Origin of the sequence: Microbacterium sp. Leaf320 (genome assembly GCF_001423485.1) — a bacterium.
Classification (GTDB): Bacteria; Actinomycetota; Actinomycetes; order Actinomycetales; family Microbacteriaceae; genus Microbacterium.
Window position 1 is genome coordinate 229,599 of the sequence record NZ_LMOD01000005.1, and the last position, 20,421, is coordinate 250,019.

The window sequence follows — 20,421 nt, forward strand, 5'->3', positions numbered from 1 at the left end:
ACGGGCTCCGTGTCTGGGAGAATGGGAGGGACATGACTCTCGCCACCACTTCTGCTCGCACCCTCAACATCGGTCCGATCGCTCTCGACGTACCGGTCGTCCTCGCACCCATGGCGGGTATCACCAACACCGCGTTCCGTCGGCTCTGCCGCGAATACGGAGCCGGGCTCTACGTGAGCGAGATGATCACGTCTCGCGCGCTCGTCGAGCGCAACGAGACGACGATGCGCCTGATCCGCCACCACGAGTCCGAGACGCCGCGCTCGGTCCAGCTCTACGGCGTCGATCCGCACACCATCTCCGAAGCAGTCCGCATCATCGTCGCAGAGGACCACGCCGACCACATCGACCTGAACTTCGGGTGCCCCGTTCCCAAGGTCACGCGCAAGGGCGGGGGAGCGGCGCTGCCGTGGAAGAGCTCCCTCTTCTCGCAGATCGTCACACAGGCCGTGAAGGCCGCGGGTGACGTGCCGCTGACCATCAAGATGCGCAAGGGCATCGACCCCGACCACCTGACCTTCCTCGACGCCGGGCGCGCGGCCGAAGACGCGGGCGTCTCTGCGATCGCCCTGCACGCCCGCACCGCGAGCGAGTTCTACTCCGGCTTCGCCGACTGGAACGCGATCGGCGAGCTCAAGCAGGCCGTCACCAGCGTCCCTGTGCTCGGTAACGGCGACATCTGGTCAGCCGACGACGCCGTGCGCATGATGCAGCAGACCGACTGCGACGGCGTGGTCGTCGGACGCGGATGTCTCGGTCGCCCGTGGCTGTTCGGCGAGCTCGCTGCGGCCTTCGGTGCTGAGTCGCACCCGGTCGACGCGACACTCGGTTTCGTAGCCGACGCCTTCCGTCGTCACGCCGAGCTGCTCGTCGAGTTCTTCGAAGACGAGGACCGCGGATGCCGCGACGTCCGCAAGCACGTCGCCTGGTACTTCAAGGGCTATCCGGTCGGCGGTGACATCCGCACCGGGCTCGCGACGGCATCCAGCCTCGCAGAGATCGACGAGCTGCTCGGTCAGCTCGATCACACGGCGCCGTACCCCGGCGCCGACGCCGAGGGCCAGCGCGGTCGTTCGGGGCGTCCGAAGCGTCCGGCGCTGCCTGACAAGTGGCTGGAGTCGCGCGAGCTCGCGGCGTCGGCATCCGAGATGATGCGAGGGGCGGAGATCGAGAACAGTGGCGGTTGATCCTCAGGTGGACTCGGCGCGCGGGCGCTCGGACGGATACGACCCGCGCGACGCCGAGCGATTCTTCGCCGAGACGCATCGATCCGAACGCGACGACTTCGCCCGCGACCGTGCGCGCGTGCTGCACTCCGCGGCGCTCCGCCGCCTGGCGGCCAAGACGCAGGTGCTCAGTCCCGCCAGCACGGCCGACTTCGCTCGGAACCGCCTCACCCACTCGCTCGAGGTCGCCCAGGTCGGGCGCGAGCTCGCGACCGCGCTCGGCGTCTCCGCAGACGTGGTCGACACCGCGTGCCTCAGTCACGACCTCGGACACCCGCCCTTCGGGCACAACGGCGAGCGGGCGCTCAACGAATGGGCAGAGCCCATCGGTGGTTTCGAAGGCAACGCGCAATCGCTGCGCATCCTCAGCCGTCTCGAGGCCAAGGCCATCGACGACGACGGGCGCTCGGTCGGGCTCAACCTGACCAGGGCCAGCCTCGACGCGACCTGCAAGTACCCGTGGACAGTCGACAGCCCCGTTCCCGACCCCGGTGGTCGGCTCAAGTTCGGCGTGTATCCCGAAGACGAAGAGGTCTTCCGATGGATGCGTGAGGGAATCCCCGGGCGTCGGCGATGCATCGAGGCCGAGATCATGGATCTCTCCGACGACATCGCCTACTCGGTGCACGACTTCGAGGACGCGATCGTCAACGGCTACGTCGACGTCGCCCAGCTCTCCGACCCGCGCCAGCACGAGGCGCTGATCGACCGCATCCAGCAGTGGGTCGGCTACGACTTCACGCGCGATGACCTCGCCGATGCGCTGTACCGCCTCGCCTCCCAGCCGATGTGGCTGCAGTCGTTCGACCGCTCGCGTCACGACCTGGCGCGGCTCAAGAACCTCACGAGTGACTTCATCGGTCGATTCGCCCGCGCTGCCGTTGCCGCGACCCGCGAGGCATACGCCGGTCCGACGCTCGTGCGCTACAACGCGCACGTCGTGGTGCCGCGGGTCATCGAGGCCGAGATCGCCGTGCTCAAGGGCATCATGGGGCAGGCCATCGTCACGATCGATGCGCGCAAGGGCGTCTACAAGGAGCAGCGCCGCGTGCTCAAGCGGCTCGCCGACGCGCTGTGGTCGACCGATACGCTCTGGTCCGCTGGAGCGGACGTGCTCGAGCCCGCGTTCTCGGCCGACTTCCGTTCAGCGACGACCGATCACGAACGCGCTCGGGTCATCGTCGATCAGATCGCGAGCCTCACCGATCAGAGCGCGATCGACTGGCACAACAGGCTGGTCGGCGAGATCGACCCCGCGGAGGTGGGCATCTGGACGCCGCGTCATGCGCGACCGGGTGCTCGTCAGCACACGCCGCGGCAGGCGGTCGTCGAAGGGGCCGGCTGATGCCCCGCATCCGCCAGGCCGACGTCGACGAGGTCAAGGCCCGCACGAACATCGCCGACATCGTCGGAGAGCGAGTCGCGCTCAAATCGGCCGGAGTCGGATCCCTCAAAGGACTCTGCCCCTTCCACGACGAGAAGAGCCCGAGCTTCCACGTGCGGCCCCAGGTCGGCTACTACCACTGCTTCGGATGCGGTGAGTCGGGCGACGTGTACTCGTTCCTCCGCGAGATGGACCACGTCAGCTTCACCGAGGCTGTCGAGCGCCTCGCAGGCCGCATCGGCTACGCCCTGCATTACGAAGATGGTGGTTCTGCTCCCGAGACGAGCGGGCGCAGCCGCCTGTACGCCGCGAACACCGCCGCCGCGGAGTACTTCCGCGGGCAGCTGCTGACGGCCGACGCCGAGGCAGGGCGCCGATTCCTCGGGGAGCGCGGCTTCGACGCCGGCGCCGCGGCTCACTTCGGTGTGGGATTCGCACCTCGGGGCTGGGACAAGATGCTGAAGGCGCTCACAGCACAGGGATTCACGCGAGACGAGCTGAGCGCCGCGGGGCTGGTCTCGACCGGTCAGCGCGGTGTCTACGACCGATTCCGCGGCCGTCTCGTCTGGCCCATCCGCGACGTGTCGGGTCAGACGATCGGGTTCGGCGCGCGCAAGCTCTTCGACGACGACCAGGGACCGAAGTATCTGAACACTCCCGAGACGCCGATCTACAAGAAGGCTCAGGTGCTCTACGGGCTCGACCTCGCCAAGCGCGACATCTCGCGGGGCGACCCGCGCCGGGTCGTGGTGGTCGAGGGGTACACCGACGTCATGGCCTGCCACCTCGCCGGTCTCACGACCGCGATCGCGACGTGCGGCACGGCGTTCGGCACCGACCACATCAAGGTGCTGCGCCGGGTCATGGGCGATGACAACGCCTCGGGTGAGGTCGTCTTCACATTCGACGGCGATGAGGCGGGGCAGAAGGCCGCGCTGCGCGCTTTCACCGAGGACGATCGCTTCAACGCGCAGACCTTCGTCGCAGTCGCCCCGGACGGCCTCGACCCCTGCGATCTCCGACTCCAGCGTGGCGACGCCGCGGTGCGGTCGCTCATGGAGACCAAGCAGCCGATGTTCGAGTTCGCGATCGACCGCAGGCTCTCGGGCTTCGATCTCTCCACTGTCGAAGGGCGCGTCGGCGCGCTGCGCGCAGCGGCGCCGATCGTCGCCGAGATCCGCGACCGTCTGCTGCGCCCAGGATACGAGCGGGTGCTGGCCAGGCGATTGGGCATGGACCCGACCGAGGTGCACAACGAGGTCGAGCGTGCGGCACGCGGCGGATCCCAGACCACGCGTCACGAGTCGCCCCGGCACGAGGTGACGATCGACCCCACGACCGGTGCGCCGGCCGTGGCGCCCGTGACGCTGGCCAGCCTGCCGCGCACGGCGGATGTCGCCGTCGAGCGCGATGCGCTGATGGGTGCCCTTCAGTACGGGCACCAGATCGATCAGGCGCTGCTCGGCCGCGCGCTCGGCAGTCCTTTCCGCACACCCGGGCTCGACGCAGTCCGCGAGGCCGTCGCGGCCGCTCCCGACCGCACGCGGGCGGGTTGGGTGACGGACGCCGTGAACTCGGTGCGCGAGCCCTACCGGTCGCTTGCGGGCGAGCTGCTCATGACACCGTTCCCCGCTCGCAACGAGGCCGGAGCCGTCGCATCGACCACCGACCTCGCCCGCAGACTCATCATGCGCAGCCTCGAGCACGAGAAGCAGGAACTCCTCGGTGCTGTGCAGCGGGTGCCTGCGGACTCCGACGGCGGGCGTGCGCTGCGAATGCGGCTGCGTGACATCGATGTCGAGCGTCAGAGGTTCGCCGAGTCGTAACGGCAGCTCCCCAGCAGGGCAGGGCAGGATGGAAGAATGTTCTCCCGGCCCGAATCGACCAACGCGATCGACAGCTCCGACCTGGTCATCGATCGCATCGGGCACAGCGGTGCCACCCGTGCGATCGACGGTGTGAGCTTCTCTCTCGCACCAGGCGAGCTCATCTGCGTGGCGGGGCCCACGGGGTCCGGCAAGTCCACGCTTGTCGCGGCTCTGGCCGGTTCCACGGATCCGTCGGTGCGAGTCGTCGGGGGCAGCGCTCAGGTCTGCGGCGTCGACATCCGACGCCCTGGGCGCAAGCACCGCCTGCTGACCTACCGCACCGGCTTCGTACCGCAGGGTGCGGGGGCCGATCTGCCGCCGCAGCTCACGGTGAACGAGGTGATCGCCGAGCCGATCCTCATCCGCGAGAAGCGCGTCAACACCAAGGCGCTGTCGATCAGGGTGGCGACGCTGCTCGACGAGCTGCACCTGCCGCTGGGCACCGCCGCGAAGTTCCCCTACGAGCTCAGCGCGGGTATGCGGCAGCGCGTCGCGATCGCGAGATCGTTCGTGCTCGAACCCCGCGTGCTCATCGCCGACGAGATCCTCGCGAACCTCGACCTCGAGGTCCGTCCCGTCGTCTTCGACGCGATCACCCGGCGCCGCAAGGAGCAGGGGATGGGTGCGCTGCTTGTCACCAATGACGCCGACTTCATCCGAGAGCTGAACGCCGAGACGCTCATGCTCCGCGGCGGTCACGTCGTCGCTCGCGGGGTGGGAAAAGACCTCCTGTGGGCGCCGAACGCGGAGGCGGATTCGCAGCACTGAAGGCGCCCGCGCGCGACACGCCCGATGTGCGGCCCGTGTCACGAGCACGCTCCGGAGTTTGCTAGGATTGACGAGTTGCCCGCGCAGCGGAGCACATTCCTCGGTAGCTCAATTGGCAGAGCAGCCGGCTGTTAACCGGCAGGTTCTTGGTTCGAGTCCAAGCCGGGGAGCCAATGAAAAGCCCCTCTTCGGAGGGGCTTTTCCCTTTCCCTCGGTCCGTCCGTGGCGATGGATCGCACAGTGCGGCGGGCGATTGCTCCGGCGCACGAAAGAAGGCCCCGTCGACGACGGGGCCTTCATGCGTGTCAGCGTCGGATCAGCGTGCTGCGCCCTGGAGCGAGCCCGTGGTCTGGCCGGCCGGGTCCGAGATGACGCACTGCACGATGCGGTCGTTCAGCTCGTCCCAGGTCTGCTGGGTCGGCGTGATCGGGTAGACCTCGAGCACGGAGTCGTTGAACGCGATACCGACGAAGCTCGTGTAGGCATCTCCGATGCACTCCTGCGAGGCTGCATCGACGCTCTCCTCGGAGAACTCGCCGTCGTCCATCGTGATCTCGTAGTAGACCTCTTCGTCGTGCGGCTGGTCGCACGGGACGACGTCCGCATCTTCGATCAGGCCGGTCGCGCTGGCCATCTTGCAGTCGCCCAGCTTGAGCGAGAAGATGTCGATGTTCGAGCTTTCGGTGACCTGCCCGGTGTCCTCGTCGCGGTCGGCGTCTCCCGAACCGCCACCCAGGATCCCGTTCAGCGCGCTACATCCGGTCAGTGCGACCGACAGCGCCACAGCAGAACCTGCAAGCGCCAGTGCGCGTCGCGTGCGCAGTTTCATCATGATTTCCCCTCCCAGAGCCTCTTGGTGCGTGGTATATCGAAACACCACCTCAAGCACGCTATCCGGCTCGGAGTCTGTGATGCAACTCCGAGAAGGCTTTGATTGGGCTGAAAGGTTAGGTCAGCCTTCCAGATCATCGACTCCGGGCATCCAGCTGGCTCCGGCCTTGCCCCACCCGCGCTTCTTCGCGATCTTCTGCACGGTCTTCCAGTCACCGTCCGAGAGACGGTCGATGTAGAGGATGCCGTCGAGGTGGTCGAACTCGTGCTGCATGATCCGCGCACGCCAGCCGTCGACCGCGATCTCGACCGGCGCGCCGTCCAGATCCACGCCTGTGACGCGTACCCGCTCGGAGCGACGCAGGGGGAATCGCTCGCCAGGGAAGGAGAGACACCCTTCGGACTCGAGGTCGTCGTCCGGCTCGCCCGGCTCGAGGGGCACCATCCAGAGCTCGGGGTTGATGATGACGCCGCGCCACGGCTGGTCGTCATCGTCGACGTACGCGTACGTGTAGATACGCAGCGGCACGCCGACCTGGGGAGCAGCCAGACCCACGCCTGGCGCGGTGTCCATGGTCTCGAACATGTCGGCCACGAGTGTGCGGATGTCGTCGGAGATCTCCTCGACGACGGAAGCGGGGGAGTGCAGGACGGGGTCGCCCATGATGCGAATAGAAAGAACAGCCACGCCATAACCCTACTCGGCGCATATCGCCGGGTAGGGTCGTAGGGTGAGCATCTCCGTATGGACAGCCGGGGCGGAAGACGTCACCGACCAGCTGGTAGGCGCGTTCCAGAACCCGGGACTGCTCCTCGGCATCCCCCTCGCACTCGCGGGCGCTGTCTTCATGTCGCTCGGTGCTCAGTACCAGCACCGCGGCGTCGAGAAGATGGAGCGGCTGAGCGGTGCGGACGGAGCATCCGGTCTGTCGATGGCTCAGGTCCGCGGGCTGCTGACGAGACCCTCGTGGCTCGTCGGGACCTTGATGCTGGGCCTTGCCATCGTCTGTCAGCTCGCAGCTCTGACCGTGGCGCCTCTGATCGTCGTGCAGCCGCTCGGAGCGATCGCGCTGGTCATCACCACACTGCTCAACGCCCGCATCTCGGGGCACTCACCGACCAAGCAATCCATCACGGCGATCATCTGCTGCGTCGGAGGAATCTTCCTCTTCGTCTTCTTCGCGGCGATCTTCGCCACCGAGAAGGACGTCACGGACACAGAGCTGTTCACGATCCTCGCGATCCTGCTCGTCGTGATCATCATCCTCGGCGCCTGCTGGCTCGTCCTCCGACACCGCATGCGCGCGCTCTTCTACATCGTCGGCGCCGGAATCCTCTACGGCTTCGTCGCGACGCTCGCGAAGGTCGTCATCAAGCGGGTCCAGGCCGGTGACTTCGAGTGGATCACTCTCGTCTGCGTGATCGCGCTCGTCGCCGCGAGCGCCGTGGGCGCCTACTTCGTGCAGACGGCGTACAGCTCGGGTCCGCCCGACCTCGTCATCGCGGGGCTCACCGTCGTCGATCCCCTTGTCGCCGTGCTGATCGGCATGGTGGTGCTCGGCGAGGCTGCTGCCGCGCCGCCGTGGGTTCTCGTGATCTTCGGCATCGCCGGTGCGATCGCGGTGTGGGGCGTGGTCGGACTGGCTCGGTTCCACCCGCAGGTGCTCAGCGACAGCCAGGAGATCGGCATCACCCGCGGAAGCGACGAGCATGCGAAAGGCCCCGAGGCGAAGAACCCCGAGGCCTGATCACATCGGCTCAGTATGCCGGATCGATGAGGTCGGGCGAGACCTCCGAGGCGGCCGCCTCATCGACGAAGAACACCGTGCGCTTGCGCCCCTTGGCGCCCGCTGCGGGAACATTCGTGTAGCTTGCCCCGGCGAGAGCAAGCCCCAGCGCTGAGGCCTTGTCGGCGCCGGTGAGCACGAGCCAGACGCGCTTGGATGCATTGAGCACCGGGCGGGTCAGCGTCACGCGCTCCGGCGGCGGCTTGGGCGAGTCGCGCACGGGCAGTGCCGAGGCATCCGTCACGGTGACCTCGATGCGATCGGGGAACAGCGACGCGATGTGGCCGTCGGGGCCGACACCGAGGAAGCACACGGCGAACGAGGGCCACGGATGCTCGTCGGTGCCGAACTTCGCGAGCTCAGCGGCGTAGGCATCGGCAGCCTCGTCGAGGGTCAGACCCTCGCCTGCGGCCGCGACCTCGTGCACGTTCTCGGCGGGGACGGGGATGTGGTCGAGCAGAGCCTCACGGGACTGCAACGCGTTGCGATCGGCGTCGTCTCGGGCGACGAACCGCTCGTCACCCCACCAGAAGTGAACGAGCGACCAGTCGATCTGCGACGAGCGCGGGTCATCGCGCGTGGCGCGAAGGACCGCACCTCCCATCGAGCCGCCCGTGAGGGCGACATGGGCGATGCGGCCGTTGCGCGTGCGTGCGCGAAGTCGTGTCAGGAATCTGTCGGCCACCCTCGCGGCGAGTGCGGCGGGGGTGGGTTCGACCACGACCCGCTTCTCTGCGGACGCTGTCTGCGACGACATCATTCTCCTGTCTCGGGCGGACCCAGCTTCTCCCAGCCCTCGGTGATCACTCGACCGTACAGGACGTCGGGGTCGAGGCGACGCAGCTCCTCGGCGAGGCACTCGCGCAGGGTGCGGCGGGGGAGGTGCAGATCGTGGTCCGGCTGATCCGGCTGCGTCAGCACGGCGACGCCCGGGGTCGGACGCTCGAGCAGGATGTCGCCGGAAGCGCGGTGGAGCCGCACGGACTTGATGCCCTCCTGCCAGTGCTCCGGGTCTTCGTAGGACCACGTGACGGGGATCTCGAGCGCCATCTGCAGCCAGGCGGCGAGCAGCGCGGTCGACGGCGAGGCCGAGCCGCCACGCACCTCGACAGCGGTGACCTCTTCGAACGGCGGCTGATCGAGCACGGCGGCGAGCTGCTCGCGCCAGTGCGTGAGGCGGGTCCAGGCGAGATCGGTGTCGCCGGGCGCGTGCGTCTCGCCGAGCTGAGCGAGACGGTCGCGCACATCGGATGCGGTGGCCGCATCCGTGATCCGGCGCTGAGCGATCTTGCCCAGCGGCGAGTTCGCGGGGGAGGTCGGAGCATCTTCCGGCCACCAGGCGACGACGGGAGCATCGGGAAGAAGGAGTCCGGTGACGAGGCTCTCTTCGTTGCTGGCGGCATCGCCGTAGGCGCGGAGCACGACGACCTCGCTCGCTCCGGCGTCGCCGCCGACGCGGATCTGTGCGTCGAGTCGTGCGTCGCCGTCGCCCGTGGTGAGCACGATGACACGCATCGGGTGCTCGCGGGAGGCGTCGTTGGCCGCGTCGATCGCGGCCTCGGCGACGCCGTTGCGGGCCGAGATGATCAGCGTCAGCACGCGTCCGAGGGCGACGGCGCCGCCTTCTTCGCGTACCTTGACGAGCTGCTTGGCGACCTGGCTCACGGTCGTGTCGGGAAGGTCGATGATCACGGGCGTCTCCAGACTCGTCCGTCGCGGGCGAGGAGGTCGTCGGCGGATGCCGGACCCCACGAACCCGGTGCGTACTGATCGACTGGACCGCCCTCGGCCGCCCAGTACTTCTCTACGGGGTCGAGGATCTTCCACGAGAGCTCGACCTCTTCGTGCCGCGGGAACAGCGGCGGGTCGCCGAGCAGGACATCGAGGATGAGTCGCTCGTAGGCCTCGGGGCTCGCCTCGGTGAACGCGTGGCCGTAACCGAAGTCCATCGTGACGTCACGCACGTTCGTGCCGTTGCCGGGGACCTTGGAACCGAAGCGGATCGTCACACCCTCGTCGGGCTGCACGCGGATGACGAGGGCGTTCTGCCCCAGCTCCGACGTGTTCGAGCGACCGAAGAGGTGCTCGGGGGCCTTCTTGAAGACGACGGCGACCTCGGTGACACGGCGTCCGAGGCGCTTGCCGGTGCGCAGGTAGAACGGCACGCCCGACCAGCGCCGCGTGTCGATCTCGAGCTTGATCGCGGCGTACGTCTCGGTCGCGGACTCCGGGTTCATGCCGTCCTCATCGAGGAAGCCGGTGACCTGTTCGCCGCCCTGCCATCCGCCGGCGTACTGGCCGCGTGCGGTCGCGAGGGAGAGATCGTCGGGCACGTGCACCGCGGCGAGGACCTTCTCCTTCTCGGCACGAAGATGTTCGGCCGAAAGGCTGATCGGCTCTTCCATGGCGGTGAGCGCCAGCAGCTGCAGCAGGTGGTTCTGGATGACGTCGCGAGCGGCGCCGACACCGTCGTAGTATCCCGCACGGCCACCGACGCCGATGTCCTCGGCCATCGTGATCTGCACGTGGTCGACGTAGTTGCGGTTCCAGATCGGCTCGTACAGCTCGTTCGCGAAGCGCAGCGCCAGGATGTTCTGGACCGTCTCCTTGCCGAGGTAGTGGTCGATGCGGAAGATCGAGTCCGCCGAGAACGCGACCTCGAGGGCGGCGTTGAGCTCGCGCGCGGATTCGAGGTCGTGCCCGAACGGCTTCTCGATGACGACGCGACGCCAGCGCTCGTCGTCATCGTCGTTCTCGCCGACGAGACCCGAGTCCTTGAGCTGCTTCGCGACCAGCGGGAAGTCCTTCGGCGGGATCGACAGGTAGAACGCGTGGTTCCCCATCGTGCCTCGCTCGACGTCGAGCTGGTCGACCGTCTCGCGGAGCTTGCGGAAGGAATCGGGGTTGTCGAACTCGCCCGAGACGAACCGGATGCCCTGGAGCAGCTGTGCCCATGTCTCCTCGCGGAACGGCGTGCGCGCATACTGCTTGACGGCGTCGTAGACGACCTGAGCGAAGTCCTGGTCCTCCCAGTCCCGTCGGGCGAAGCCGACGAGAGCGAATCCGGGCGGCAGGAGTCCGCGGTTGGCGAGGTCGTAGACCGCGGGCATGAGCTTCTTGCGTGACAGGTCTCCGGTCACACCGAAGATCACGAGGGCGCTGGGCCCGGCGATCCGGTTGAGGCGGCGATCATCGGGGTCACGCAGCGGGTTGTGCCCGCGCGAGATGGGAACAGACATCGGTGGGGGATTCTCCTGGCTGTTACTTCTGTGCTGCTTCGAAGAGGGTGAGGACGTCGGCCGACGAATCGGTGATCGTCAGGGAGACGACCGGGCGGCCGTGCTCGGCGAGGACACCGGCGTCGCCGGCGGCCTGCGCTTCGATGAGCTGCCCGAACGTGAAGGGCCTCTCGGGGATCTCGAGATCGACCTCGGTGCTCTCCAGGATCTGCAGGAACACACCCTGCGCGGGCCCGCCCTTGTGGTACTGACCGGTGGAGTGCAGGAAGCGCGGTCCCCATCCGAACGTCGTGGGACGACCGGAATCGGCGGCCACGAGTTCACGGAGGCCCTGCAGCTGCGGGACGTCGAGTCGGTTCACGTACGCCTGGATCGAGACGTAGCCGTCTGCAGGGAGCTGAGCCCACAGCGCATCGAGCACGCCTTCGACGGTGCCGGATGCCGCGAGAGCGGGATCGGACACGCGCACCTCGACGCCGTTCTCGACGAACGCGGGCGCGGTGGGCTCGGGGCGTGCGTCCAGCAGGCCGCGGGCCGCCACCTTGGCGGACTCGACGTCGGGCTGGTCGAAGGGGTTGATGCCGAGCAGGTAGCCCGCGATCGCCGTGGCATACTCCCACACGACGAGCTGAGCGCCCAGCGATCCGCTGACGAGGATCTCGCCCTCGTGCCGCTCGCGGAGGTGGAACTCGTTCGCGTCGTCGACCAGACGCACGATCTGCAGGTCCGACGGCTTCGAGTCGAGCTCCGGCGACACCGGAAGGAGCACGACGGGCAGGATGCCCGTGCTGTCCTTGCCCGTGGACTCGGCGATGAGCTGCTCGACCCAATCGGGCAGGCCGTTGATGTGCGTGCCGTCGGTGATCAGACCCAGCTTGTCGCGGCGGGGCGACGTTGCGGAGATCGCCGCTGCGAGCCGCAGTGCCGGGTTGTCGGCGGAGTCGATCGCAACCTCGAGAAGCGAGGCGTCGGCCTCGTTCAGGAGCTCGTCGATGTCGGCTCCGGCGAGCCCGGACGGGACGAGACCGAAGGCGGTGAGCGCCGAGTAGCGCCCTCCGACGTTCGGGTCGGCGTTGAAGACGCGGTACCCCGCCTCGCGAGCCGCGACATCGAGCGGCGAACCGGGGTCGGTGACGACGACGATGCGCTCGACCGGGTCGATGCCCACGTCGCGGAACGCGGCTTCGAACGTGCGGCGCTGCGAGTCGGTCTCTACCGTGGAGCCGGACTTCGACGACACCACGAGCACGGTGGCCTCGAGACCCTCATCAAGCGCGGCGAGCACCTGGCTCGGAGCGGTCGAGTCGAGGATCGTGAGCGGGACGCCCGCAGTCTGTGCGATGACCTCGGGTGCGAGCGACGATCCGCCCATGCCGGCGAGCACGACTCGCGTCACACCCTTCGCATGGAGATCCGCGCGGAGGGCCGCGATCTCGGCGACCAGCGGCCGCGAGACGGAGACCGCATCGATCCACCCGAGGCGGATCGATGCCTCGGACTCGGCTGCCGGACCCCAGAGAGTCGCGTCGCCGCCGGTGAGCCGGGAGGCGACGAGGTCGTGGACGAGAGCGGGAACCGTCTCGTCGATCGCGACCCGAGCCGCGCCCGAGGCGTGGATCGCGAATGTCATCGCTGCGCCTCGAGGCCCTCTGCCACCTGCGTGAGCAGGTCGTGCCAGGAGTCGATGAACTTGGCGACGCCTTCGTCCTCGAGCACCTGGGTCACGTCCGTGAAGTCGATTCCGAGGTCGGCGAGGCCGGCGAAGACGGCGCGGGCCTCTTCGTAGCCACCCGTGATGGTGTCGCCCGTGACCACGCCGTGATCGAAGGTCGCCTCGAGCGTCTTCTCGGGCATCGTGTTGACGACATCCTTCGCGACGAGCTCGGTGACGTAGAGGGTGTCCGGCAGAGCCGGGTCCTTGACGCCGGTCGATGCCCAGAGCGGACGCTGGGCGTTCGCACCGGCCGAGATCAGGTCCTGAGCACGCTTCTCGGCGAACTTCTGCTCGAAGAGCTCGTAGGCCAGGCGTGCGTTGGCGAGCCCCGCCTTGCTCTTGAGCGCCTCGGCCTGGTCGGTGCCGATCGCGGAGAGACGCTTGTCGGTCTCGGTGTCGACGCGCGACACGAAGAACGAGGCGACAGAGTGGATGGTGGACAGATCGATTCCGGCGCTGTGTGCGCGCTCGAGACCGGCGAGGTACGCCTCGATGACCTCGGCGTAGCGCTCGAGGCTGAAGATCAGGGTCACGTTGACGCTGATGCCGGATGCGATCGCCTCGGTGATGGCCGGGAGCCCGGCCTTCGTCGCGGGGATCTTGACGAGGAGGTTCGGACGGTCGACCGTGGCCCAGAGCTGCTTGGCCTGTGCGACGGTGCCCTCGGTGTCGTGCGCGAGGTCGGGGGAGACCTCGATCGAGACGCGGCCGTCGACGTGGCCGGAGGCCTCCCAGACGGGGCGGAAGACGTCGAGCGCTGCCGCGACGTCCTGCGTGGTCGCGGCGAAGACTGCTTCTTCGGCCGTCGCGCCGGACGCTGCGAGCTCGGTGACCTGAGCGTCGTACGACGTGTTGTTCTTGTCGGTGATCGCGTTGGCGAAGATCGTCGGGTTGGTGGTGACGCCGACGACGTTGCGGGTCTCGATCAGCTCGGCGAGGTTGCCGGAGGAGATGCGGGTGCGCGACAGGTCGTCGAGCCAGATGCTGACACCGGCTGCTGCGAGGTCTGCGGTGGGGGTGCTCATGCGTTCTCCTTGATGGTCTCGCGTGCGGCCGCGATGACGGCCTCTGTGGTGATGCCGAACTTCTCGAACAGGGTCTTGTAGTCGGCGGACGCGCCGAAGTGGTCGATGCCGACCGAACGGCCGCGGTCGCCCACGATGCCGCGCCAGCTGAGGACGGAACCCGCCTCGACGGAGACGCGGGCGGTGACGGCCTTCGGGAGCACCGACTCGCGGTATGCCTCGTCCTGCTCGTCGAACCACTCCAGAGACGGAGCGGAGACGACGCGCACGTTGACACCCTCGTCGGCCAGGGCCGCGCGGGCGTCGACCGCCAGCTGGACCTCGGAACCGGTGGCGATGATGATCACGTCGGGGGTGCCGTTCGGAGCCTCGGCGAGCACGTATGCGCCCTTCGAGACGCCGTCGGTCGAGGCGAAGACGTCGCCGTCGGCTGCTCCCTGACCGCGCTCGAACACCGGGATGTTCTGACGGGTCAGGGCGATGCCGGCCGGGCCCTCGTGGCGGCGCAGGATCTCGAGCCAGGCGGCCGAGGTCTCGTTGGCGTCAGCGGGGCGTACCAGCGTGAAGTTGGGGATGGCGCGGAGCGTGGCGATCTGCTCGACCGGCTGGTGCGTCGGGCCGTCCTCGCCGAGCGCGACGGAGTCGTGCGTCCAGACGAAGATGCTGGGGACGTTCATCAGCGCTGCCAGACGCACCGGCGGGCGCATGTAGTCGCTGAAGATGAGGAACGTGCCGCCGAAGGCGCGTGTCGGGCCGTGCAGCACGATGCCGTTGACGATGGCGCCCATGGCGTGCTCGCGGATGCCGAAGTGCAGCACCCGGCCGTAGGGGTCACCCGACCACTCGTGGGTGGACCACTCGGCGGGGATGAAGGACTTCGAGTCCTTGATGGTGGTGAGGTTCGACTCGGCGAGGTCGGCCGATCCACCCCAGAGCTCCGGGAGCTCGGCGGCGAGTGCGTTGATGACCTGGCCGGATGCCGCCCGGGTCGAGACGTCCTTGCCGCTGGCGAAGACGGGCAGAGCCGACGTGATGTCGGCCGGGAGCTCCTTGGCCTCGAGACGGTCGAGGAGCGCCTTGCGCTCGGGGTTGGCCGCGGCCCACGCGTCGAACGACGTCTGCCACGCGGCACGCGTCTCGGCGGCGCGGTCGGCGAGCGCGCGGGTGTGGGCGATCACGTCGTCGGCGATGGCGAAGTGCTCTTCGGGGTCGAACCCGAGGACCTTCTTGGTCGCAGCCAGCTCGTCGCCACCGAGGGCGGAGCCGTGGATCTTGCCCGAGTTCTGCTTGCCGGGCGAGGGCCAGCCGATGATCGTCTTGAGGATGATGAGCGACGGCTTGGAGGTCTCGCCCTTCGCGGCCTCGATGGCGGCGTTCAGCTCGGCCACGTCTTCGACGTACTCGCCCGTCTTCTTCCAGTCGACGGTCTGCACCTGCCAGCCGTAGGCCTCATAGCGCTTGGCGACATCTTCGGTGAAGGCGACGTTGGTGTCGTCCTCGATCGAGATCTGGTTGGAGTCGTAGATCGCGATCAGGTTGCCGAGCTCCTGGTGGCCGGCGAGCGAGGATGCCTCGCTGGTGACGCCCTCCTGAAGGTCGCCGTCACCGGCGATCACGTAGACGAAGTGGTCGAACGGGCTCGTGCCCGCAGCGGCCTCGGGGTCGAACAGGCCGCGCTCGTAGCGGGCTGCATAGGCGAACCCGACAGCGGAGGCGAGACCCTGGCCGAGCGGGCCCGTGGTGATCTCGACGCCCTTGGTGTGGCCGTACTCGGGGTGGCCGGGAGTGAGCGAGCCCCAGGTGCGAAGTGCCTTGAGGTCGTCGAGCTCGAGACCGAAGCCGCCGAGGTAGAGCTGCACGTACTGCGTCAGCGATGAGTGACCGACCGAGAGGATGAAGCGGTCGCGGCCGAGCCAGTCGGTGTCGGTCGGGTCGTGGCGGAGAACCCGCTGGTAGAGGAGATACGCGGCTGGAGCGAGGCTCATCGCGGTGCCGGGGTGGCCGTTCCCGACCTTCTCCACGGCATCCGCTGCCAGAAGACGCGCGGTGTCCACCGCACGTCGGTCGATCTCATCCCACTGCAATTCCGACACTGTGAAGCCCTTCTGCAACTGTTCGAGAGCGTCCGGAGTGCACATTCGCAGACCGCAACGTTACGGAGGGGTGTGTGATGTGCGCCGGGCGCGCGAGTCATTTCAGCATAGCGCCGTGGTGTGACCCGTTACCCAGTCTTACAACGCGTCACCGGCCCAGGAATTCCATGCCGGAGAGGGTGCTACGCGACCTGGTGAGACCCGGAATCACCGTCTTCGGAACGCGGTCTCGCGATGCCCCGGGCGAGTCCCCGGCGCGGGGCCGGGCGGGCCTCCGGCGTGCCCTAGACTGGGAAACGCTGTCGTGACGCGTGTGGAGGAGGCGATCGAGATCTCGACGATGTCTGATCAGACCGTTGTGAAGAAGTCCATCGGTCGTACCGTGAAGGCGTACGTCGCCCTCACCAAACCGCGTGTCCTCGAGCTGCTGCTGGTGTCGACCGTCCCGGTGATGTTCCTCGCCCAGGGCGGAATGCCCGACCTGTGGCTGGTGCTCGCCACGGTGATCGGCGGCTCGCTGAGCGCCGGTTCGGCAGCGGCGTTCAACATGTACCTCGATCGAGACATCGACGCGCACATGCACCGCACCGAGAACCGTCCGCTCGTGACGGGAGAGATCACCCCTCGGGGCGCTCTGATCTTCTCCTGGACCCTCGCCGTGCTCTCGACTGTCTGGCTCTGGTTCACGACGAACTGGCTGGCGGCCACGCTGTCGGCAGTCGCGATCTTCTTCTACGTCGTGATCTACACGATGATCCTCAAGCGCCGCACCGAGCAGAACATCATCTGGGGCGGCATCGCCGGATGCTTCCCGGTTCTCATCGGCTGGGCGGCCGTCACCGGTTCGCTCGACTGGCCGGCGTTCATCCTCTTCGCCCTGATCTTCCTCTGGACGCCGCCGCACTACTGGCCGCTGTCGATGAAGTACAAGGACGACTACGACGACGTCGACGTGCCCATGCTCGGAGTGACCCGCAACGCCTCGCAGGTCGGCCTCCAGGTCATCCTGTACGCCTGGGCGACCATCGCCTGCTCGCTGCTGCTGATCCCCATCGCGAACATGGGCCTCGTCTACACCGTCTCCGCCCTCGTGTTCGGCGGGTGGTTCATCTACGAGTCGCACCGCCTGTACAACCAGGCTGTGCGGGGGAACGAGGCGCGGCCGATGCGAGTCTTCCACGCCTCGATCACCTACTTGACGCTGATCTTCGTGGCCGTCGCGGTCGACCCGCTGCTGCCGTTCTGACGCTCGTCGTTCTCGACGGCAGCCTCGTCCTCCGACGAGGCCGGGGTGGGGTGCTCATCCGTGGCGGGCTCGATCGCGTCGACGGCGTCCGCCTCTGAGGTCCAGTCGATGGGTTCGACGACGACCGGTGCGGCCGTGGGCATGAGCGCCTGCACCGCGGTGAGCGCGATCGCGATCAGGAGTCCGATCACGCCTGCGCCCAGGAGAGCCGCGCCGACCACGACGAGCGACTGGCCGACATAGACCTCGATGCCCGTGGCTGTGCCATCGAGAAGAGTGCTCGTCATAGTGCCGACCTGCCCGGCGATCAGCCATCCGCCGACGCCCGCCGAGGCGAGCGAGAGCACGAGGAGGAGCCAGAAGCCGATGCTGCGTGTCAGTGACTTGTTCATGTCTGCCACGGTGCACGACGAACTGATGAGCCTCTGATGTCGCAGCTATGCATCCACTGTGCCGGTCGCCCAGCCGGCGGTCGTCGTCACTCCTGAGCGGAGACCGGCTTCTTCAGGTGCAGCACCACGACCGTGTAGGCGGCGGCCGACAGCGAAGCGAGCACCATGTGGATGCCGACGAGCAGCGGAGGGAGTCCCTCACGTGCCTGCCAGATGCCGACGCCCACCTGCACGAGGATCGCGAGCACGAGGACGAGCAGCCACTTGCGCGGTTCGAGCCGCAGCGCCCACGCCGTGATCGTCATCACGGCGACGAGAGCGGCGAGGATGTACCCGGGCCACGAGTGCACGTGAGCGAGGATCGTTGCGTCGAATCCGTGCCGCAGCACGTCGGCGTCGCCGGAGTGCGGCCCTGAGCCCGTCGTCAGAACACCGAACACGATCGTGACGGCCAGTGCGAGACCGGTGACGTGGCTGAGGATGGCGAACCACCTCGGGACGGCGCTGACACGGGGGCCGGCCGCAGCGTAGAGCCGCACCAGGAACGCCGCCGTGACGCACACGAGCAGCAGCGACGAGACGTAGTGGAACCCGACGATGAAGGGGTTGAGGCCGGTGAGGACCGTGATGCCGCCCACGAGCGCCTGCGCGACGACTCCGACGAGGACGATCCAGGCGAGCACGACGAGGTCGCGTCGTTCGGACGAGAGCCTGAGCGAACGGATCATCGCCGCGATCACCGTGATGAGAAGCGCACCCATGGCGAAGGGCGTCGCGGGAAGGGAGAACAGGGAGACGAGCCCGAAGACGATCGCCGCGGCGATGATCCCGGCGGCTGCGAACCGCAGCGCAGAGAACACCAGAAGTCTGCCGCCGACACGCGCCAGCACGAGCAGGAGGACGGCGAGGGCGATGATGCCGACGACTCCGGTCATCACGCGGTTGCCGAACTCGATGATCCCGTGTATTCCCTGATCGGCATAGATCGGCACGAGGGACTCGGGAGTGCACAGCGGCCACTCCGAGCATCCGAGGCCGGAACCGGTGAGACGCACCGCGCCCCCGGTGCCGATGATGATCGTCTGTGCGAGGAAGGAGAGCCAGGCGCACACGCGCAGCATCCGCCCCCAGAGGCGCGCGGCCGTCGAGGGCGCCAGAGGTGCGTTCATGGGGGAGGAGATCATCGTCTCGGGCATTGTTCTCTCCGAACCGCGCCGGACACGGCGAGCGGCCCTGTCTTCAGGCGGAACCTGTAGAATCGGATTGTTGTGATGAGCGCTGACCGCGCTGCACCATCACTAACAGTTTAGGCGCGATGGATGCGCCGGTGATGAGGGCCCACCAACGGCACCCGCTCCCGCAGACTCGACGGGGATCAGGTGTGTCGGGGCGGATGACACCGTTTTGGGACCTGTGAGGAGAGTGTGTGATGTCGGATGTGCTGATCGACCGCCCGGAGCTTGACGGCCTGGGGGTGTACGAATTCGGGTGGCATGACGAAGATGCTGCCGGAGCCATCGCCAAGCGCGGTATCTCCGAAGAGGTGGTCCGCGGGATCTCGGCGCTCAAGCATGAGCCCGAATGGATGCTGAAGACCCGTCTCAAGGGATACCAGCTCTTCGGACGCAAGCCGATGCCGACCTGGGGCGCAGACCTCAGCGAGATCGACTTCGACAACATCAAGTACTTCGTGCGCTCCACGGAGAAGCAGGCGCAGTCATGGGAAGACCTTCCCGCCGAGATCCGTGAGACCTACGAGCGCCTCGGCATCCCCGAGGCCGAGCGGCAGCGTCTCGTGGCCGGCGTCGCGGCTCAGTACGAGTCCGAGGTCGTCTACCACCAGATCCGCGAGGACCTGGAAGAGCAGGGTGTCATCTTCATGGACACCGACACGGCGCTCCGTGAGCACCCCGAGTTCTTCGAGGAGTACTTCGGCACCGTGATCCCGGCCGGCGACAACAAGTTCGCGGCTCTGAACACTGCCGTGTGGTCGGGTGGATCGTTCGTCTACGTCCCCAAGGGCGTTCACGTCGAGATCCCGCTGCAGGCGTACTTCCGCATCAACACCGAGAATATGGGCCAGTTCGAGCGGACCCTGATCATCGCCGACGAGGACAGCTACGTCCACTACATCGAGGGCTGCACGGCCCCGATCTACAAGTCGGACTCTCTGCACTCGGCCGTCGTCGAGATCATCGTGAAGAAGAACGCCCGCGTTCGCTACACGACGATCCAGAACTGGTCGAACAACGTCTACAACCTCGTCACCAAGCGTGCGGTCGCGCACGAAGGCGCGACGATGGAGTGGGTCGACGGGAACATCGGCTCCAAGGTGACGATGAAGTACCCGTCGATCTACCTGATGGGCGAGCACGCCAAGGGCGAGACTCTCTCGGTCGCCTTCGCGGGCCCCGGTCAGCACCAGGACGCCGGCGCGAAGATGATCCACATGGCTCCCTACACGCAGTCGTCGATCGTCTCGAAGTCGATCGCGCGTGGCGGTGGACGTGCCGGATACCGTGGCGAGGTGCGAGTGGACGCCAACGCGCACCACTCCGCGAACACCGTGCGCTGCGACGCCCTGCTCGTCGACACCAAGTCGCGCTCCGACACATACCCGGCGATCGACATCCGTGTCGACGACGTGCAGCTCGGGCATGAGGCCACGGTCTCGAAGGTCAGCGAAGAGCAGCTCTTCTACCTCCAGTCCCGCGGCATGCCCGAGGACGAGGCGATGGCGATGATCGTGCGCGGCTTCATCGAGCCGATCGCACGGGAGCTGCCGATGGAGTACGCGATGGAATTGAACAAGCTCATCGAGATGGGCATGGAAGGATCGGTCGGCTGA

17 protein-coding genes and 1 tRNA gene are annotated in these 20,421 nt (G+C 67.5%); 8 read left to right on the forward strand and 10 right to left on the reverse strand.

Going from position 1 to position 20,421, the window contains the following annotated elements; genetic code table 11:
- The first annotated feature begins 32 nt into the window (after positions 1–32).
- The 5 genes from dusB (at position 33) to ASF63_RS17040 (ending at position 5,419) form a co-directional block, all read left to right on the forward strand.
- Positions 33–1,187, forward strand: a complete 1,155-nt coding sequence (dusB, locus tag ASF63_RS17020; protein WP_056516854.1) for a tRNA dihydrouridine synthase DusB — start codon at positions 33–35, stop codon at positions 1,185–1,187.
- Entirely contained in the window at positions 1,177–2,571 is a 1,395-nt protein-coding gene (locus ASF63_RS17025) for a deoxyguanosinetriphosphate triphosphohydrolase (protein ID WP_056516855.1), read from the forward strand. The genes dusB and ASF63_RS17025 overlap by 11 nt, the downstream gene beginning before the upstream one ends.
- On the forward strand, positions 2,571–4,436 hold the full coding sequence (gene dnaG / locus ASF63_RS17030; RefSeq protein WP_056516858.1) for a DNA primase: 1,866 nt from the start codon (positions 2,571–2,573) through the stop codon (positions 4,434–4,436). The genes ASF63_RS17025 and dnaG overlap by 1 nt, the downstream gene beginning before the upstream one ends.
- A 36-nt stretch (positions 4,437–4,472) precedes the next feature.
- On the forward strand, positions 4,473–5,246 hold the full coding sequence (locus ASF63_RS17035) for an ATP-binding cassette domain-containing protein (RefSeq protein ID WP_056307278.1): 774 nt from the start codon (positions 4,473–4,475) through the stop codon (positions 5,244–5,246).
- A 97-nt stretch (positions 5,247–5,343) separates the two neighbouring features.
- Positions 5,344–5,419, forward strand: a tRNA-Asn gene (locus tag ASF63_RS17040).
- A 143-nt stretch (positions 5,420–5,562) separates the two neighbouring features.
- Here the strand turns inward: ASF63_RS17040 and ASF63_RS17045 are convergent.
- A complete protein-coding gene (locus ASF63_RS17045; protein WP_056516861.1) occupies positions 5,563–6,078 on the reverse strand; it encodes a septum formation family protein in 516 nt (171 codons plus the stop codon).
- A gap of 120 nt (positions 6,079–6,198) precedes the next feature.
- Positions 6,199–6,765: a peptide deformylase gene (gene def / locus ASF63_RS17050; RefSeq protein WP_082478298.1), complete on the reverse strand. Its 567-nt coding sequence runs from the start codon at positions 6,763–6,765 to the stop codon at positions 6,199–6,201.
- 49 nt (positions 6,766–6,814) lie between these two features.
- Here def and ASF63_RS17055 point away from each other — a divergent pair, with 49 nt between their 5' ends.
- A complete protein-coding gene (locus ASF63_RS17055) occupies positions 6,815–7,825 on the forward strand; it encodes a DMT family transporter (RefSeq protein WP_157534431.1) in 1,011 nt (336 codons plus the stop codon).
- A gap of 10 nt (positions 7,826–7,835) precedes the next feature.
- Here ASF63_RS17055 and pgl read toward each other — a convergent pair whose 3' ends face one another.
- Genes pgl through tkt form a run of 6 tightly spaced genes read right to left on the reverse strand, consistent with a single transcriptional unit; the run spans position 7,836 to position 15,935 of the window.
- Positions 7,836–8,621 (reverse strand): 6-phosphogluconolactonase, encoded by a 786-nt coding sequence (gene pgl / locus ASF63_RS17060; RefSeq protein WP_200934039.1) that lies wholly within the window; start codon positions 8,619–8,621, stop codon positions 7,836–7,838.
- On the reverse strand, positions 8,621–9,556 hold the full coding sequence (locus ASF63_RS17065; RefSeq protein ID WP_056516870.1) for a glucose-6-phosphate dehydrogenase assembly protein OpcA: 936 nt from the start codon (positions 9,554–9,556) through the stop codon (positions 8,621–8,623). The genes pgl and ASF63_RS17065 overlap by 1 nt, the downstream gene beginning before the upstream one ends.
- Positions 9,553–11,103 (reverse strand): glucose-6-phosphate dehydrogenase, encoded by a 1,551-nt coding sequence (zwf, locus tag ASF63_RS17070; RefSeq protein ID WP_056516873.1) that lies wholly within the window; start codon positions 11,101–11,103, stop codon positions 9,553–9,555. Before zwf ends, ASF63_RS17065 begins: the two co-directional genes overlap by 4 nt.
- A gap of 22 nt (positions 11,104–11,125) precedes the next feature.
- Positions 11,126–12,733, reverse strand: a complete 1,608-nt coding sequence (locus ASF63_RS17075) for a glucose-6-phosphate isomerase (protein ID WP_056516876.1) — start codon at positions 12,731–12,733, stop codon at positions 11,126–11,128.
- A complete protein-coding gene (tal, locus tag ASF63_RS17080) occupies positions 12,730–13,842 on the reverse strand; it encodes a transaldolase (protein WP_056516879.1) in 1,113 nt (370 codons plus the stop codon). Before tal ends, ASF63_RS17075 begins: the two co-directional genes overlap by 4 nt.
- On the reverse strand, positions 13,839–15,935 hold the full coding sequence (tkt, locus tag ASF63_RS17085) for a transketolase (protein ID WP_056517348.1): 2,097 nt from the start codon (positions 15,933–15,935) through the stop codon (positions 13,839–13,841). Before tkt ends, tal begins: the two co-directional genes overlap by 4 nt.
- 331 nt (positions 15,936–16,266) lie before the next feature.
- On the opposite strand from tkt, the gene ASF63_RS17090 reads away from it, so the two are divergent.
- The gene (locus tag ASF63_RS17090) at positions 16,267–17,181 is read left to right on the forward strand and encodes a heme o synthase (RefSeq protein ID WP_414843793.1); all 915 of its coding nucleotides are present in this window, start codon (positions 16,267–16,269) and stop codon (positions 17,179–17,181) included.
- Here ASF63_RS17090 and ASF63_RS17095 read toward each other — a convergent pair.
- Together ASF63_RS17095 and ASF63_RS17100 are read right to left on the reverse strand one after the other, a co-directional pair.
- Positions 17,127–17,573: a hypothetical protein gene (locus tag ASF63_RS17095; RefSeq protein ID WP_056516882.1), complete on the reverse strand. Its 447-nt coding sequence runs from the start codon at positions 17,571–17,573 to the stop codon at positions 17,127–17,129. The two genes, ASF63_RS17090 and ASF63_RS17095, sit on opposite strands and share 55 nt — an antisense overlap.
- An 86-nt stretch (positions 17,574–17,659) precedes the next feature.
- Positions 17,660–18,769, reverse strand: a complete 1,110-nt coding sequence (locus ASF63_RS17100) for a COX15/CtaA family protein (RefSeq protein WP_082478300.1) — start codon at positions 18,767–18,769, stop codon at positions 17,660–17,662.
- A gap of 233 nt (positions 18,770–19,002) precedes the next feature.
- Here ASF63_RS17100 and sufB point away from each other — a divergent pair, with 233 nt between their 5' ends.
- On the forward strand, positions 19,003–20,421 hold the full coding sequence (sufB, locus tag ASF63_RS17105; RefSeq protein WP_053096457.1) for a Fe-S cluster assembly protein SufB: 1,419 nt from the start codon (positions 19,003–19,005) through the stop codon (positions 20,419–20,421).